The organism is Exiguobacterium sp. BG5(2022), assembly GCF_031844365.1.
In the GTDB taxonomy this organism is placed as follows: domain Bacteria; phylum Bacillota; class Bacilli; order Exiguobacteriales; family Exiguobacteriaceae; genus Exiguobacterium; species Exiguobacterium profundum.
Genome location: NZ_JAUZVB010000001.1, coordinates 330,078 through 344,565 on the forward strand (window position 1 = coordinate 330,078; position 14,488 = coordinate 344,565).

Annotated in this window: 16 protein-coding genes; 14 read left to right on the top strand and 2 right to left on the bottom strand. The window is 46.7% G+C overall.

The features are described 5' to 3' along the window. The first annotated feature begins 98 nt into the window (after window positions 1-98). The 8 genes from Q9R25_RS01685 (at window position 99) to nadE (ending at window position 5,686) form a co-directional block, all read left to right on the top strand. Window positions 99-674, top strand: a complete 576-nt coding sequence (locus Q9R25_RS01685) for a GNAT family N-acetyltransferase (protein ID WP_015881239.1) — start codon at window positions 99-101, stop codon at window positions 672-674. Then, on the top strand, window positions 671-1,390 hold the full coding sequence (locus Q9R25_RS01690; protein ID WP_311282734.1) for an alpha/beta fold hydrolase: 720 nt from the start codon (window positions 671-673) through the stop codon (window positions 1,388-1,390). The genes Q9R25_RS01685 and Q9R25_RS01690 overlap by 4 nt, the downstream gene beginning before the upstream one ends. Beyond that, entirely contained in the window at window positions 1,377-1,937 is a 561-nt protein-coding gene (locus tag Q9R25_RS01695) for an NADPH-dependent FMN reductase (RefSeq protein ID WP_159562028.1), read from the top strand. The genes Q9R25_RS01690 and Q9R25_RS01695 overlap by 14 nt, the downstream gene beginning before the upstream one ends. Window positions 1,938-2,005: 68 nt before the next feature. Beyond that, window positions 2,006-2,245 carry a hypothetical protein gene (locus Q9R25_RS01700; protein ID WP_015881242.1) on the top strand — a complete coding sequence of 80 codons (240 nt, stop codon included), beginning with the start codon at window positions 2,006-2,008 and terminating at the stop codon, window positions 2,243-2,245. 84 nt (window positions 2,246-2,329) lie between these two features. After that, window positions 2,330-3,421, top strand: a complete 1,092-nt coding sequence (locus Q9R25_RS01705) for a virulence factor (protein ID WP_074037949.1) — start codon at window positions 2,330-2,332, stop codon at window positions 3,419-3,421. Window positions 3,422-3,666: 245 nt separating this feature from the next. Further along, window positions 3,667-3,861 (top strand): hypothetical protein, encoded by a 195-nt coding sequence (locus Q9R25_RS01710; protein WP_074037391.1) that lies wholly within the window; start codon window positions 3,667-3,669, stop codon window positions 3,859-3,861. A 98-nt stretch (window positions 3,862-3,959) separates the two neighbouring features. Beyond that, window positions 3,960-4,760 (top strand): BsuPI-related putative proteinase inhibitor, encoded by an 801-nt coding sequence (locus Q9R25_RS01715; RefSeq protein WP_214691104.1) that lies wholly within the window; start codon window positions 3,960-3,962, stop codon window positions 4,758-4,760. A 110-nt stretch (window positions 4,761-4,870) separates the two neighbouring features. After that, on the top strand, window positions 4,871-5,686 hold the full coding sequence (gene nadE, locus Q9R25_RS01720; RefSeq protein ID WP_074037388.1) for an ammonia-dependent NAD(+) synthetase: 816 nt from the start codon (window positions 4,871-4,873) through the stop codon (window positions 5,684-5,686). Between the two features lie 42 nt (window positions 5,687-5,728). Here the strand turns inward: nadE and Q9R25_RS01725 are convergent, their stop codons facing one another. Continuing rightward, on the bottom strand, window positions 5,729-6,115 hold the full coding sequence (locus Q9R25_RS01725; protein WP_159562030.1) for a disulfide bond formation protein B: 387 nt from the start codon (window positions 6,113-6,115) through the stop codon (window positions 5,729-5,731). Between the two features lie 108 nt (window positions 6,116-6,223). Here Q9R25_RS01725 and Q9R25_RS01730 point away from each other — a divergent pair, with 108 nt between their 5' ends. The 5 genes from Q9R25_RS01730 to Q9R25_RS01750 all read left to right on the top strand — a co-directional run bounded on the left by Q9R25_RS01730 (window position 6,224) and on the right by Q9R25_RS01750 (window position 11,707). After that, a complete protein-coding gene (locus Q9R25_RS01730; protein WP_074037386.1) occupies window positions 6,224-7,099 on the top strand; it encodes a transcriptional regulator CcpC in 876 nt (291 codons plus the stop codon). Beyond that, window positions 7,099-8,220 carry an N-acetyldiaminopimelate deacetylase gene (locus Q9R25_RS01735; protein ID WP_074037384.1) on the top strand — a complete coding sequence of 374 codons (1,122 nt, stop codon included), beginning with the start codon at window positions 7,099-7,101 and terminating at the stop codon, window positions 8,218-8,220. The genes Q9R25_RS01730 and Q9R25_RS01735 overlap by 1 nt, the downstream gene beginning before the upstream one ends. Window positions 8,221-8,479: 259 nt before the next feature. Then, entirely contained in the window at window positions 8,480-9,868 is a 1,389-nt protein-coding gene (locus Q9R25_RS01740) for a cytochrome ubiquinol oxidase subunit I (protein WP_074037383.1), read from the top strand. 14 nt (window positions 9,869-9,882) lie between these two features. Further along, window positions 9,883-10,914, top strand: a complete 1,032-nt coding sequence (locus Q9R25_RS01745) for a cytochrome d ubiquinol oxidase subunit II (protein ID WP_215244080.1) — start codon at window positions 9,883-9,885, stop codon at window positions 10,912-10,914. A 130-nt stretch (window positions 10,915-11,044) separates the two neighbouring features. Further along, entirely contained in the window at window positions 11,045-11,707 is a 663-nt protein-coding gene (locus Q9R25_RS01750) for a potassium channel family protein (RefSeq protein ID WP_015881252.1), read from the top strand. A gap of 78 nt (window positions 11,708-11,785) precedes the next feature. On the opposite strand, the gene Q9R25_RS01755 is transcribed toward Q9R25_RS01750, so the two are convergent. Further along, window positions 11,786-12,574, bottom strand: a complete 789-nt coding sequence (locus Q9R25_RS01755) for a Cof-type HAD-IIB family hydrolase (RefSeq protein WP_201302237.1) — start codon at window positions 12,572-12,574, stop codon at window positions 11,786-11,788. A gap of 200 nt (window positions 12,575-12,774) precedes the next feature. Here Q9R25_RS01755 and rnjA point away from each other — a divergent pair, with 200 nt between their 5' ends. Then, complete coding sequence (gene rnjA, locus Q9R25_RS01760; protein WP_015881254.1) at window positions 12,775-14,442, top strand: ribonuclease J1; 1,668 nt, start codon at window positions 12,775-12,777, stop codon at window positions 14,440-14,442. Window positions 14,443-14,488 lie beyond the last annotated feature (46 nt).

The window sequence follows — 14,488 nt, forward strand, 5'->3', positions numbered from 1 at the left end:
CTTTCCGCCATCTTGAGACGGTACCAGAGGGTTGAGTTCGATACATTTGGGAAAATAGAAGTATAATTGAGGAAACGAATAGGAAAGGCGGGTTCCACATGTGGGGATTAAAACGGAGTTTTCCTGAGCTCGCTACGCCCCGGTTTATCCTGCGAGAGCTAGAACCGCGTGATGCTAGAGCACTATATACCATTCTATCCACTGAGGAAGTGATGCGATATTATGGGTCGGACCCGTTGCTTGCCGTCTATGAGGCGAAGAACGTGATCGCTTACTTTAAAGATCAATTTCAGCAAGGGAAGGCCATTCGCTGGGCGATATGCGATCGGATGACGAATGAATTGGTTGGAACGATTGGATTCCATAATTGGACGCCCCAATATTATCGCGCCGAAATCGGGTTTGAGGTTTCCCCTCACTATTGGAGACAAGGGGTGGCTTTCGAAGCCGCTTCAGCTGTCATTCAATACGGTTTTGAAGAATTCAAGTTTCATCGAATCTCTGCGTTGGTCGCACCAGGGAATGAAGGGTCGAATCGACTCGTTCAAAAATTGGGATTTATTGAAGAGGGACTTCTACAAGATTATGCATATAGCCATGGTCGATTCATGGATTTGACTATGTATCGGCTACTCAAAACAGAATGGGAAGAAAAGGAGCACTCGATGATATGAAAGCACTCGTATTGTTACATGGGTTGTGCGGTTCTCCAAAGTACTTTGAACAATTGGAACCGTTATTGAATGCCGAAGTCCACACGCTCACATTACCCGGTCATGCTGGGACGGACGTGGGGCCGGAAACGATGGATCATTTTGCGGACTGGGTCATCGAAGAAATTCGTCTTCGAGGCCTTGAGCGTCCCCTTGTATGTGGGCATTCTTTCGGAGGCTACGTGACGACTAACCTCGTGCGTCGCTATGGAACAGAAATATCAGGATTTGTATTGATTCACTCGACGGCTGCCGCGGATACAGAAGCGGCGCGGGAGAAGCGAAACGGTGCCATTCATCAAGTCATCGAAGAAGGGGTCGAGCCGTTTATTGACGGAATGATTCCAAATGTCTTCTCAAGTGATTCCGACCCGGCGCTCGTTCAACAAGCGATTGCAATCGGATATGAGATGACGGTCGAGGGAATCGTGAACGCGCAACAGGCGATCCGGGATCGTGAAGACGAAGTGGACACCGTCGAAACGACTCACCTCCCCGGCCTATTCATTTACGGCTCAAAAGACCCGAATATGAATGAGGAGCGGGCGTTTTTAGGTGCGTCACGACATACTAAAGCAATCGTTCCGTTCAGTCATATGGGGATGATGGAGTCCCCTGAAGAAGAAGCAAAAATCATGAACGAATGGATGCAGGAGGTGGATCATGGAAAAGTATAAGTTAATCGCTATGTCAGGAAGTCTTAGAAAGAAATCTTTTAATACCGCTCTTTTGCATTCGATCATTGAACTGGCTCAAGATGATTTCGACATTGAAGTCGTCTCCATCGAACTTCCACTGTTCAATGATGATTTGATTGATCCAGATGAACCAGAGGTTGTGGCTACTTTGAAGCAAGTCGTTCGGGAAGCTGATGGATTATTGATTGTCACCCCCGAATATAACCATAGCATCCCGGGCGTCCTAAAGAATGCGATCGACTGGCTTTCGCTCGAGCCAGGGACGCCACTTCGGGATAAACCGGTCATGATCGCCGGGGCCTCGCCTGGCATACTTGGAACCGCCAGATGCCAAATCCATCTCCGACAAGTATTTGCCACAAATCGTGCAAATGTTTTACCGGGAAATGAAATTTTCATCACGCATTGTAAAGAAAAGATTGATGATAGTGGGTTGCACGATGAGAAGTCGATTAATCAAATTAACAAAACATTATCGGAATATCGTAAATGGATAGAATTTTGGAAGCGTAACACAAAAAATTAACTTGAAGTCGCTCATGTTGTTTGATAGAAAGGAATTGTGAAAACAAACACAAGAGGAGCGACACCAAAATGGAAACTTACATCGAACTGTACAATGGCGGCGAATTAGGTGATCGGGCGGTAATGAACGATGGGATGACATTTGGACGAATGACGATTGTTGAATTGTTCTATCAATCCAATCATATTTTTGGTTACGTGAAAGAAGATGGTGAAAAACGTTTCTTCCTTGAACCGATTTCAGAGGACGACACATTTACTGTGGATGGGACGACGTATTCACTCCAACAGTTTATCGCGTTGTTTTAAGTAAAATAGAGGATTGATCGAACGCAAGCGACTCGCTTGCGTTTTTTTGTCATTTTCGTCACGATGAAAAGTGAGGTGATGAGGATGAAACTAGTAGCAATCGAACCGACACCAAGTCCGAATAACTTGAAAATCATTGTGGACCCTCCGTTCGAAGGGAGAGGCATAACGTACGATAAAGCGAGTACGGATGCCCCAGCCATCATTCAAGAAATCATTGGGCTTCGAGGCGTCAAATCCGTTTACGCCGTGTCTGATTTTCTCGCTGTCGAGCGACATCCGAAACATGATTGGCATGACGTCATGAATGAAATCCGACGGGCGTTCGGGGAACAAGTTGAGGAAGTCGAATCCACAAAGATGGATACGGACTATGAACCAGTCCATGTATCCGTCCAGTTCGTGCTCGATGTACCGATGCAATTAAAACTCGTCAAAGGGGACGAAGAAAAACGAATCGGGCTGTCGAAACGATTTGTCGATGCAGCGATGGAAGTTCAAGCACAAGTGAAGAATGTCATTCAAGACCGTCGTTGGGTAGAGCAAGCCCCACGCTATGGTGAATTGGATGAAGTCAGTGTCATCGCGCAAGAAGAATTGGAAGCGGCGTATCCTGAAGAGCGCATCGAACGGATCGTGGCCCGTGCGTTTGGTCGTGAAGCAGATTTTGAGGCAAACGCGAACCATTTGCAGTCGGAAAATTGGAAAGATCGGATGGCATTCCTGGATGAACTCGAAATCCATCATGAGAATATGCCCTATTTCCGTCGTGCCTTGGAAGATTCCGTGATGGCAATTCGTCGACAAGCGGTCGTCATGATCGGGATGTTTGAAGAACGACGTGAGGAATATGTCACATATATTGAACAAGCTTTAGTGGACGCTTCTCCTATTGTGCGACGAACAGCTGGGGATACGGTCTCCGATTGGGCATTACCTCAGTCACAACCTTCAATGATTGAGGCGCTGAAAGATAAAAACAAACTCGTACGTTGGCGAGCGGCTCGTTTCTTATTCGATTGTGGAGATGAACGGGCTGTACCTGCCTTGTCAATCGCGGAGGAAGATCGCGAGTTCGAGGTCTCTTTACAAGCGCGACTTGCGAAAGAGCGGATCACGAGCGGCGAGACAGCACTCGGGACGGTATGGCAACAAATTTCGAACCGCTCGAAATGAGGTTTCGTTCGACATGTGTCGAATCATTTTGATTTACAATTTAAGGTAAAGAGGAGCATCTGCATTGCGGATTGCTCCTTTTTTTCACAAAAACACATGCACATTTCCCCAATTGACTAACATTTGATGTAAACGTTTCGACAATAGGTAAAATGTCATTGTTATGCTGTCGAACGATAGGACATATATCTTGGTTTCAGATTGGTACACTAGATTTATCACAGATGAACAAAGGAGCCATACTTATGATATTGTTTGCAGAAACGCCTGAACTTGTAGCTTATAAGGAAGTAGTAGGAGAAACGATGGTCGTCACGTTTGAATCGATGCACAGTGAGACGTTCTCTGTCACGGCTCAAGTCCGGTCTGATCTCGATATCGCAGATTCATTGTTCATGACCGGTTGGCAACAATACATGGAACAAACTAAAGTTTCGTAAAAAAGGTAAATAATATAAGGGAAATCATTACAAACGTCTGCACATTGTATACACTAGTGCTATAGACGTTTTTTATTTTGTTGAGGAGAGTGGGATCCATGAAGAAAACTTGGTTGCTCGCCGTAGTGACGGCAATCTTATTAGTCGTAGCGGGATGTGGGAAAGAAGAGGCGAAACCGAGTCAAGTAAACAGTGATTCGTCTGAACCACCGGCTCCATTGACGCTCGACACGGAAATGGCATACGATTCAGTAGCCCAAGCATTATCAGCAACAATCAAAATGACGAACCCAAATGAGGAAGCCGTGGATGTGACATTCAATACGTCACAGCGCTATCAGTTGATTATCAAACAAGGTGACAAAATCGTGTTTGATTATGGTAGCGAATTTATGTTCACGGAATCGATTATCGAAGAAAAGTGGGCAGCGGATGAACAAAAGATCTTCGATGAGGTCTTCCTGTTAGATGAATTAGAGGCTGGCGAATATTCGGTCGAAGTGATTGGGCTCGGTCAAGTTGATGGGGCACCTGAAATTGCTGTGACAGATGAGACGACGTTCACGGTTGAATCTGCTGCAACAGAAACTCCGGATGAAGGTACATCAGAAACACCGGAAGAAACACCAGCAACAGAGCCGCAATCGGACGGTGCGTTCCGCGATGTACAAATTGATTTGAATGACACGATGATTCAAGTGAGCGGGTATACGGATGAAGTCGAGTTCGAGTGGTCTGTGTCAGACGGACACAATATTTACGCTCAAGGCGCAGCCGAAGTGACCGGCGGTGGCTTCACGTTTGGGGTATTGCTCGATGAAGCACCGGCGAAAGATCAACCGTTGTTCTTAGAAATGACACCAATCGGTGGAGAGGTCACATCATTTAAAGTTCAATAAAGCCATGGCGGAAACTGTTGTTTCCGTCTTTCTTTTTGAGACGCTAGTTGACGGGGTATAAGGATTATCAGACAATAAAGCAAAATGAGAGCATAGTGGGAGGGCAATCCATGCAACAACATATCATTGAATCAACACATGTCAAACCGACCATCAACCCGAAAGAAGAAATTCGTCAACGCATCGACTTTTTGAAAGCATATGTGAAACGAGCCGGTGCGAAAGGACTCGTCCTAGGTATCTCAGGTGGGCAAGACTCAAGCCTTGCCGGAAAGCTATGTCAACTCGCCATGGAAGAGCTTCGTGAAGAAACGGGTGGCGAGTATACATTTTATGCGATCAGATTGCCATATGGTGAGCAACACGATGAGCATGACGCGCAACTTGCGCTTGAGTTCATTCGTCCGGACAAATCGTTCACTGTCAACATTAAGCCTGCTGTTGACGCATCGGTTGAAGCGTTTAACCGTGCAACGGGTCTCGAATTGAGTGACTTCCATAAAGGGAATACGAAGGCACGTGAGCGGATGAAGGCACAATACGATATCGCGGCAACATTCGGTGCCCTTGTGGTCGGAACGGATCATGCTGCGGAATATGTGACAGGATTTTATACAAAACACGGTGACGGAGCTTGTGACCTCACACCGTTGACCGGTTTGAACAAACGTCAAGGGAAAGCACTTCTCCATGAACTTGAAGCGCATGAGCGTGTGATTTATAAGGTGCCGACGGCTGACCTTGAAGATGGTCGCCCTGGACTTCCTGACGAAGTCGCACTCGGTATGACGTATGATCAGCTGGACGACTATTTGGAAGGGAAGACAATCGACCCAACAATCGCCGAGCGAATCGAGACAATTTTTAAACGTTCACGCCACAAGCATCACATGCCTGCCTCGTTGTACGACGAATGGTGGCAATGAAAAAAGGAGGAGCTGTCTCGAGACAGCTTCTCCTTTGTTGTCTTACGCTTTCTTAAGCGGTACGAACTGAACGATCAGGATGCAGGTAAAGGCGATAAAACTGAGGAGTGGGATGGTGACGAATCCAAAATAGTTGACCCAACGAATCAGGCAGTCGTTCGTACAGAAGGCTTCACCGTTCGGGATACGTTCTAAAATAACGTGATACAGACTGATACACCATCCGGCACCGGCCATAATCCCTACGAACAAGCGGTTGACGTCTCGTGCAGTCAACATGATAGTCAAGTAGTAGATGGCTAGTGGATACATAAAGATGCGTTGGAACCAACACAACTTACAAGGTAAAAAGAGCATGATCTCTGAAAAATAAAGGCTGCCGAGCGTCGCGACGGTCGCAACGATAAAGGCGAAATGATGACGTTGCATCAGATTTCCTCCTAACAATCAAATTGATGATTAAACATGATATGATACATTGAAACAAATACTTATTCAGTATACAATCTTTCAAACGATAGAGAAACAGGTGACGTGATGCAAGTTTCGGAAGTAGAAGTGTTAATTATTCTTGCGGAAGAATTGAATATGCGGAAAGCAGCCGAGCGGTTGTTTGTCTCACAACCAGCGCTCAGTCAACGGCTCGTGACCATCGAACATCAGTGGGGAAAGAAGATTTTCGTTCGCTCCACAAGAGGGCTCGCATTGACGCCAGATGGGGAGAAAATCATCGAGTTCGCCAAAAAGATGTACAGCGAAGAACAAGAACTGAGGGGTGAACTGACTGCCAACCAAGGGGAAGTGTACGGGACTTTGAAAATTGCCGTCGCCTCTATCATGGGACAATATTGGTTACCCAAGGTATTGAAGACGTTCGTTGAACGCTATCCGTCTGTCCGTGTCAAATTGGTCACCGGATGGTCGAGCGAAATGATGCGTTATATGCTCGAAGAGAATTTTCATATCGGAATCATTCGAGGGAATCCTGATTGGCGAGGAGAACGGATGAAGTTGTTCTCCGATTCCTTGCATTTGGTCGATCTAAAAATGACCGACCTCTCCCAACTAAAAAACAATGAGCGCTCGTTTATTCAATTCAAGAGTGACTCGACTTATTACCAGGAAATATTAGAGTGGTGGCAGGAACGGTTTTCGAGTCCACCTCTGACGACGCTGGTCGTCGATCAAATCGAGACATGCAAACAGATGGCGTTACACGGAATCGGGTTCGCGATTCTCCCTGAATCGACCATCAAAGATGTGAATGAGATGAATAAGATTCCATTGACGTCGTCGGGTGGTGTGCCACTCGTACGGGACACATGGATGCTTTCGACAGAATCGATGTTGGAGTTGGCGCAAGTTCAAGCGTTTTGGAAGATCGTTGAAGAAATTACGAAGGAGACTGAATGATGAATTGGGCAATTGAAGCGAGAAGACAGCTGCATTTAATTCCGGAAGCCGGATATGAAGAGTTCAAAACACAAGCGACACTTGAGCAATTGATTCGATCGCTCGATTCACCACGTGTTCACATCACACACTGGCGAACAGGTCTTTTCGTCCGGGTAGATGGTCTCGTCGGTGAGAAGACGATTGGATATCGAGCCGATATGGATGGACTGCCCATCACGGAAGAGACGGGGCTAGAATTCGCATCGATTCACGAAGGAATGATGCATGCATGCGGACATGATGTGCACATGTCGATCGCGCTTGGGTTAATTAAACGAGCGGTCGAGGAACCGCTTAACCATCACCTTGTCGTCTTTTTCCAACCGGCCGAAGAGGGCCCGGGAGGAGCCGAACCGATGGCGAAATCAGAATTGTTCTATCACTTCCGGCCGGATGCACTGTTCGGCTTGCATGTCGCGCCTGAATATCCTGTCGGCATGGTCGCTTCAAGACCGGGCGTGTTGTTTGCGAGTGCGCGAGAGCTTCATATCACCATTCATGGAAAAGGGGGGCATGGTGCTTTCCCTCACGCAGGGATTGACGCTGTTATCGTTCAGGCCGCCCTCATCATGCAACTGCAAACGATTGTGTCACGGAACATTGACCCGATGGGAAGTGCGGTCGTCAGTATCGGAAAAGTCGCAGCAGGAACGAAAGAAAATATCATCGCTGATACGGCCAAATTGGATGGGACGGTCCGTGCATTGTCCGACAAAGAAATGGTCGTGCTTGAAAGCCGGATTCGTCAAATCATTGCCGGTGTCGAGATGACGTATAACGTTCAGATTGACCTTGAATTTGGTAATCGCTATCACGAGGTCGTCAATGACGAACGTTACCTCTATCAATTCGAGGAAGCGGTGGAAGAGGTCGGCTATTCTTATAAAACGTGTGTCCCTGCCATGACGGGTGAAGATTTTGGATATATGTTGAAACAGGTCCCTGGATTCATGGTTTGGTTAGGCGTAAACGATATGGGATCAGGACTTCATCAATCGACACTCAACCCGGATGAACGTTCGATTGAAGTAGCCATCGATTTATTCGACCACTACTTCCGTAATGTCATGATTCAATAACACGAAGCGGTCTCGATTGAGTCCGCTTTTAGTGTGCCCGAAAAGGAGTGAACGAGGGTGAAAAAGGGAAACATTTATTCATGTAAAGCGACGATTTTGTGGCGATTGCTCAAATGTGAACATTTTGCGAACTCGAGCATTGAGACATTACAGCGCAATATAAAATCATTATGATGTAAGTATCGAAGGGTATTCATCTGTGATTGTCGTTTCATACATGGGTTCGAAGCGATAGAGAGAGATAGGAGGTAATCAATAGATGTTTCAAGATCCTGTCCTGATGAGTCGAGCATTGACGGCACTCACATTAGGTTTTCATGTGATTTTTGCCACACTCGGCGTCGGGGTTCCACTTTTAATTTTATTGGCAGAATTTTTAGGAATACGTAAAAAAGACCCGAAATACACGCTCATGGCTCGCCGTTGGTCGCGTGGCTATGTCGTGACGGTAGCAGTTGGGGTTGTGACAGGTACGGCCATCGGTCTGCAGCTTTCACTTCTCTGGCCGAATTTGATGCGCGTTGCGGGTCAAACGATTGCGCTCCCGCTTTTCATGGAAACGTTCGCCTTCTTCTTTGAAGCGATTTTCCTTGGTATTTACTTGTACACGTGGGATCGATTTAAAAATCCGTGGCACCACATGCTTCTCGGGATACCGGTTGCAGTCGGTGCATTGTTCTCAGGGTTCTTTATCACAACGGTAAACAGTTTTATGAACCAGCCTGTAGGGTTTGATATTGTCGATGGTCGATTGGCAAATGTCAGCCCACTCGAGGCGATGTTCAGTCCGGCTATGCCGACTAAAATGGCACACGTGTTGACTTCAGCTATTTTAACATCCGCGTTCATTCTAGCTGCGATTGCAGCCGTTCAGTTGTTACGTCAACGTCGAAATCAACTCGACAAGATGTCGATTGAATATCACAAGAAAGGTCTCCGTCTGACGATGACGGTCGCTTTGATCTTTGCGATTGCGACAGCGCTCGTCGGTGACTTCTCAGGTAAATATTTGGCTCAGTACCAACCAGATAAATTAGCCGCGGCAGAATGGCATTTCGAAACCTCCTCCGAGGCTGAATTGATTTTGGGTGGATGGTTAGAAGATGATGGTCAAGGTGGCTATGAAGTCCGAGGCGCCTTGAAGATTCCTTACGCGCTCTCTATTCTTGCAGGTGGAGTCCCGAACTACGAGGTGACGGGTCTCAATGAGTTTGCGAAAGAAGATCAACCGCCGCTCTTCGTTCACTATCTATTTGATGCGATGGTCGGAATTGGGATGCTTCTCGCACTCATCTCCTTCCTGTTTGTACTCGGCCGCTATATTAAACGTTTGAACCAGTTCAGCAAGCCGATGCTCTTTGCGATTGCAGCCGGTGGACCGCTAGCCATGGCAGCGATTGAGTTTGGGTGGTTCTTCGCTGAATTTGGTCGTCAACCTTGGGCGTTATATGAGTTAATGCGTACGAGTGAGGCAGCTACGACTTCAGCGAACGTCGGTTGGATGCTTGTCGCTTTCGCGATCCTCTACGCGGTACTTGGAACAGTGACTGTGGTTGTCCTATCACGCCTGTTCAAAGAGAATCCGGTAGGGAAAGAACTAAAACAATCCGAGCATCGTGGTGAAGCGATGTTTGCGGATGAAGTGTGATCGGAGGGTATGACATGCAAATTCAAGAATTAGGGATTGCCGTCTTATGGACGTTCCTATACGGCTATCTCATCGTCGCATCGATTGACTTCGGTGCAGGCTTCTTCGCTTTCTATAGCCGCTATACGAAACGTGATCACTTAGTGAACCGACTCGTCAAACGGTATTTGTCACCGACATGGGAAGTGACGAACGTATTCTTCGTTTTCTTCTTTGTCGGGATTGTCGGATTCTTTCCGGACACCGCTTATTACTATGGTACGGCATTGCTCGTTCCGGCGTCTGTCGTGTTAATTCTGCTTGCGATTCGTGGTAGTTTTTATGCGTTCGCTAACTATGGCTCAAAGGAAAGCACGCTCTATATGTTCCTTTATGGAGCGACGGGATTACTCATCCCAGCTTCGATGTCGACGGTACTGACGGTCAGCCAAGGAGGTTTCATCACGGAAACAGAGAACGGGGTCTTCTTTGACGGAGCGAAGTTGTTCACCAACTTCTACTCCTGGACGGTCGTCATCTTGGCGATTGTCTCCGTCCTCTATATTAGTGCCATGTTCCTCTTGTTCTACGCGGACAAGGCACGTGACCAAAATGCCGTCGAACTCGTTCGGAAATGGGCTCTATTCTGGAGCGTCCCGACGATTATCGCATCGGGTCTCGTCTTCTTTGGATTGAAGTCGCAAGCTGCGTGGCATTACGAAAGTATCCTAGGAGGGAACTGGTGGTGGTTTGCGATGAGCTTCTTGTTCTTCGTCATCGCCGTCTCCTTCGTGTATATGAAACGAAATTACGGGGTTGCCTTCTTGATGGTCATGGGACAGTTCTTCATGGCATGGTTCGGATACGGATATTCTCACTTACCTTACATCCTGTATCCGTACATCGACATTAATGGAAGTGTCGTCAACGAGTCGATGGCGGTGGCGCTTGTCATCGTGTTCATCTTAGGATTGCTCCTACTCGTTCCGGCACTCTACCTCTTGCTCCGTTTGTTCTTGTTTGACAACGACTACGTACGAGGGAAACGCTCGAGTGGAAAAGCATAATGGCGAGAACGGGATTTCCTTTATTTAAAGGGAATCCCGTTTTGTATTTTGTATAGAGTTTTGAAGTGGAATCAGTTACACTGAACGAAGAATCAAGAAGTGAACATGTGTAGGAAAGGGATGTAGCATCATGACAGGTGAATTTGCAGTCATCGGATTAGGACGATTTGGTGGGTCGATCGTCCGTGAATTGTCTTCAAATGGATATGACGTCCTCGCCATCGATTCAGATGAGGAGCGTGTCAATGAGTTTATGGGATTGGCAACCCATGCCGTGATCGCCGATACAACAGATGAAAATGTGTTGAAGAGTTTGGGGATTCGTAACTTTGAACATGTCATCGTCGCCATCGGGGAGAATATTCAAGCTTCTATTTTGACGACGTTGATTTTAAAGGAACTTGGTGTTCAAATCATCACGGTGAAAGCAACAAACGATTACCATGAAAAAGTACTTCGTCGAATTGGGGCAGACAATATCGTCCACCCGGAGCGTGACATGGGCGTTCGAATTGCGAATGGATTGATGAGCCAAAGTATCCTCGACTACCTCGAATTATCGAATGAACATTCGATTGTCGAAATAAAAGCATCGGACAAGTTATCTAACAAATCACTCATCGATTTGGACTTGCGGGCGAAGTACGGGGTGAACATCGTGGCGATTCGTCGCGATGATGATGTCCTGATTTCTCCTCAAGCGGATGAGATGATTTTATCGGAAGATATTTTGATTATCATCGGGAAGGATACCGATTTGGATAGACTAGAGCGTACACTTCGTTCGAGATAAAAAAAAGACCTTTGGAGCGATGCCGCGATCGTTGAATCGATTGATCCAACTCGACGGTTTGACTCCAAGAGGTCTTTTTTAAATGAGTTTCATCGCTTTCAAGCCGTACTCGATTCCATCTTCAAGGATGGATTTCGTGACAAAATCCGCCACGTCTTTCGTTTCGGTGCGACCATTGCCCATGGCGATTCCAGTACCTACATACTGAAGCATGGCCAAGTCGTTCAACGCATCTCCGAAAGCGTACGTATTCTCAAGACGGTAGCCATTGGTCTCAATAAAGTGACGGATGCCATCTGCCTTACTGGCCCCTTTGTTGATCACGTCCATTGCATGAGGATGCCAACGGATAAAATCGAACTCACGGTAGGCGTTGATATAATGATGCTCGTCTTCAGGCGTGCAATACAGTAACGTCTGATACACATCTTCTTCTGTATGGAAGTTCGGTTCGAATGAAGGAATCGGCATGTCGAGTTCACCGAGCGATTGTTTGACGATGGCATCATTCGGTCTTGAAGCACCACCACGGTCTTGTCCCAAATAGACGAGAGTATGATCATTTGAAGCGGCGTGCGTCGTCAATCGGCCGAGTGCATCTTTTGAAAGCGTGTTACGATAGACGATTTCACCTTTATGCACGACAATCTGACCGTTATAGCAAACAAGACTATCAATCCCGACACGTTCTGGGATATCGGATAGCATGGCCGGTCCTCGTCCCGTCGCGATGAATGTCTCGACGCCGTTTTCTCGCAATGCCTGAATTGCTGAAATCGTGGAAGGCGGTATATAACTACCTTCATGTAAAAGCGTGCCGTCAATGTCGAAGAAAACAACCTTTTGATCTTCCATTTGATTCACCATTCTTTCTCTTTATCTAAAAAATATGTTTTCTGAACCCACTAAAAGGATAACACGAAATAGGGAAACTACCACGAATATCACATCGTTAGTGAAATATTGTCATGATATGAGCTATAATGAAAAAAGAATCTTACGGGCATATTCGAGAATCACTTATGTTTCACATAGATGTATTAATAATTGAAGTAAGGAGAGATTAAATGAAGTTTGTTAAGAACCACCAAACAGCCGTGTTCGCATTGGGCGGACTCGGAGAAATCGGGAAGAACACATATGTTGTTCAATTCCAAGATGAAATCATCGTCATCGATGCGGGAATCATGTTCCCAGAGGATGACTTGCTTGGAATCGACTATGTGATTCCTGATTACTCGTACCTGATTAAAAACAAGGACAAAGTAAAAGGGGTATTCATCACTCACGGTCACGAAGACCACATCGGGGGAATTCCATTCTTATTGAAGCAAGTGCAATTGCCGATTTACGCGACGAAGCTCGCGCTCGGATTGATTAAAGTTAAACTTGAGGAGCATGGGTTGCTTCGTGAGGCGGAACTCCATGAGATTGATGAGGATTCACTCATCAAGTTCCGCAAGACGAGCATCTCGTTCTTCCGCACGACGCACTCGATTCCGAACTCACTCGGTGTCGTCGTCAAGACGCCACAAGGGAACATCGTCCATACGGGTGACTTCAAGTTCGACTTCACTCCGGTAGGTGAGCCGGCAGACCTCGCCAAGATGGCGGAAATCGGAAAAGAAGGCGTGCTTTGTCTCTTGTCCGATTCGACAAATGCAGAAGTGGAAGGCTTCACGATGAGTGAGAGCGTTGTCGGTGGGACGATTAGTGAAACGTTCCGGAAAGCGGATGGTCGAATCATCTTTGCAACATTCGCATCGAACATCTATCGCTTGCAACAAGTGGTCGATGCGTGTGCCGAGACAGGTCGCCATCTCATGATTTTCGGTCGTTCGATGGAGAAAGTCATGACGATTGGACAAGAACTCGGTTTCATCAACGTTCCGAAAGGGATGATCATTGAGGCGAATCAAATGCGTCACTACGACCCGAATGAAATCGCGATTCTTTGTACCGGCTCGCAAGGGGAACCGATGGCAGCGCTCAGCCGTATTGCGAATGGTACCCATCGTCAAGTGTCAATCATTCCTGGGGATACGGTCATCTTTTCTTCTTCTCCAATCCCAGGAAATGCCATCTCCGTCGGGAAGACGATTGACCAGTTGTATAAAGCGGGAGCGGATGTTGTCTACGGTAAGTTGACGAACATTCATACATCAGGTCATGGTTCGCAACAAGAGCAGTTATTGATGATTCGTCTGTTGAATCCAAAATTCTTCATGCCGATTCACGGTGAGTACCGCATGTTGAAAAAGCATGCTGAGCTTGCTGAATCGGTAGGAATCCCGAAAGAGAACAGTTTCGTTATGGATAATGGTGAAGTGCTTGCTGTCGACTCGGAGTCGGCTGCGGTCACTGGCAAAATTTCTGCGAACGCTGTGTATATCGATGGGAATGGAATTGGTGATATCGGGAATATAGTATTAAGGGATCGCCGAATTCTGTCTGAAGATGGACTCGTTGTCGTCGTCATCAGCATCGATGGCAAGACGCGCAAACTCGTCTCAGGACCAGATATCATCTCACGTGGATTCGTCTATATGCGTGAATCAGGTAGTCTGATTCGTGACGGCGAACGATTGTTGAAGAAAACCGTCGAACAAGGATTGTCCAATAAGCAGATGAAGTGGTCGGAGATGAAACAACTCGTCTCAGACACCCTTACACCTTATTTGGCACAAAAGACGCGGAGACACCCGATGGTCCTGCCGATTATTATGGAAGTATGATTTGACGGGCTGTAGGAGACTACGGCTCGTTTTTTTCACCAGCAAA

Bases quoted from the DNA above. Each gene is read 5' to 3' on its own strand.
- rnjA (WP_015881254.1), top strand. From the start codon at position 12,775: ATGAAGTTTGTTAAGAACCACCAAACAGCCGTGTTCGCATTGGGCGGA.
- Q9R25_RS01740 (WP_074037383.1), top strand. From the start codon at position 8,480: ATGTTTCAAGATCCTGTCCTGATGAGTCGAGCATTGACGGCACTCACA.
- Q9R25_RS01725 (WP_159562030.1), bottom strand. From the start codon at position 6,115: ATGCAACGTCATCATTTCGCCTTTATCGTTGCGACCGTCGCGACGCTC.
- Q9R25_RS01745 (WP_215244080.1), top strand. From the start codon at position 9,883: ATGCAAATTCAAGAATTAGGGATTGCCGTCTTATGGACGTTCCTATAC.
- Q9R25_RS01730 (WP_074037386.1), top strand. From the start codon at position 6,224: ATGCAAGTTTCGGAAGTAGAAGTGTTAATTATTCTTGCGGAAGAATTG.
- Q9R25_RS01735 (WP_074037384.1), top strand. From the start codon at position 7,099: ATGAATTGGGCAATTGAAGCGAGAAGACAGCTGCATTTAATTCCGGAA.
- Q9R25_RS01705 (WP_074037949.1), top strand. From the start codon at position 2,330: ATGAAACTAGTAGCAATCGAACCGACACCAAGTCCGAATAACTTGAAA.
- Q9R25_RS01755 (WP_201302237.1), bottom strand. From the start codon at position 12,574: ATGGTGAATCAAATGGAAGATCAAAAGGTTGTTTTCTTCGACATTGAC.
- Q9R25_RS01690 (WP_311282734.1), top strand. From the start codon at position 671: ATGAAAGCACTCGTATTGTTACATGGGTTGTGCGGTTCTCCAAAGTAC.
- Q9R25_RS01750 (WP_015881252.1), top strand. From the start codon at position 11,045: ATGACAGGTGAATTTGCAGTCATCGGATTAGGACGATTTGGTGGGTCG.
- Q9R25_RS01700 (WP_015881242.1), top strand. From the start codon at position 2,006: ATGGAAACTTACATCGAACTGTACAATGGCGGCGAATTAGGTGATCGG.
- Q9R25_RS01710 (WP_074037391.1), top strand. From the start codon at position 3,667: ATGATATTGTTTGCAGAAACGCCTGAACTTGTAGCTTATAAGGAAGTA.
- Q9R25_RS01715 (WP_214691104.1), top strand. From the start codon at position 3,960: ATGAAGAAAACTTGGTTGCTCGCCGTAGTGACGGCAATCTTATTAGTC.
- Q9R25_RS01685 (WP_015881239.1), top strand. From the start codon at position 99: ATGTGGGGATTAAAACGGAGTTTTCCTGAGCTCGCTACGCCCCGGTTT.
- Q9R25_RS01695 (WP_159562028.1), top strand. From the start codon at position 1,377: ATGGAAAAGTATAAGTTAATCGCTATGTCAGGAAGTCTTAGAAAGAAA.
- nadE (WP_074037388.1), top strand. From the start codon at position 4,871: ATGCAACAACATATCATTGAATCAACACATGTCAAACCGACCATCAAC.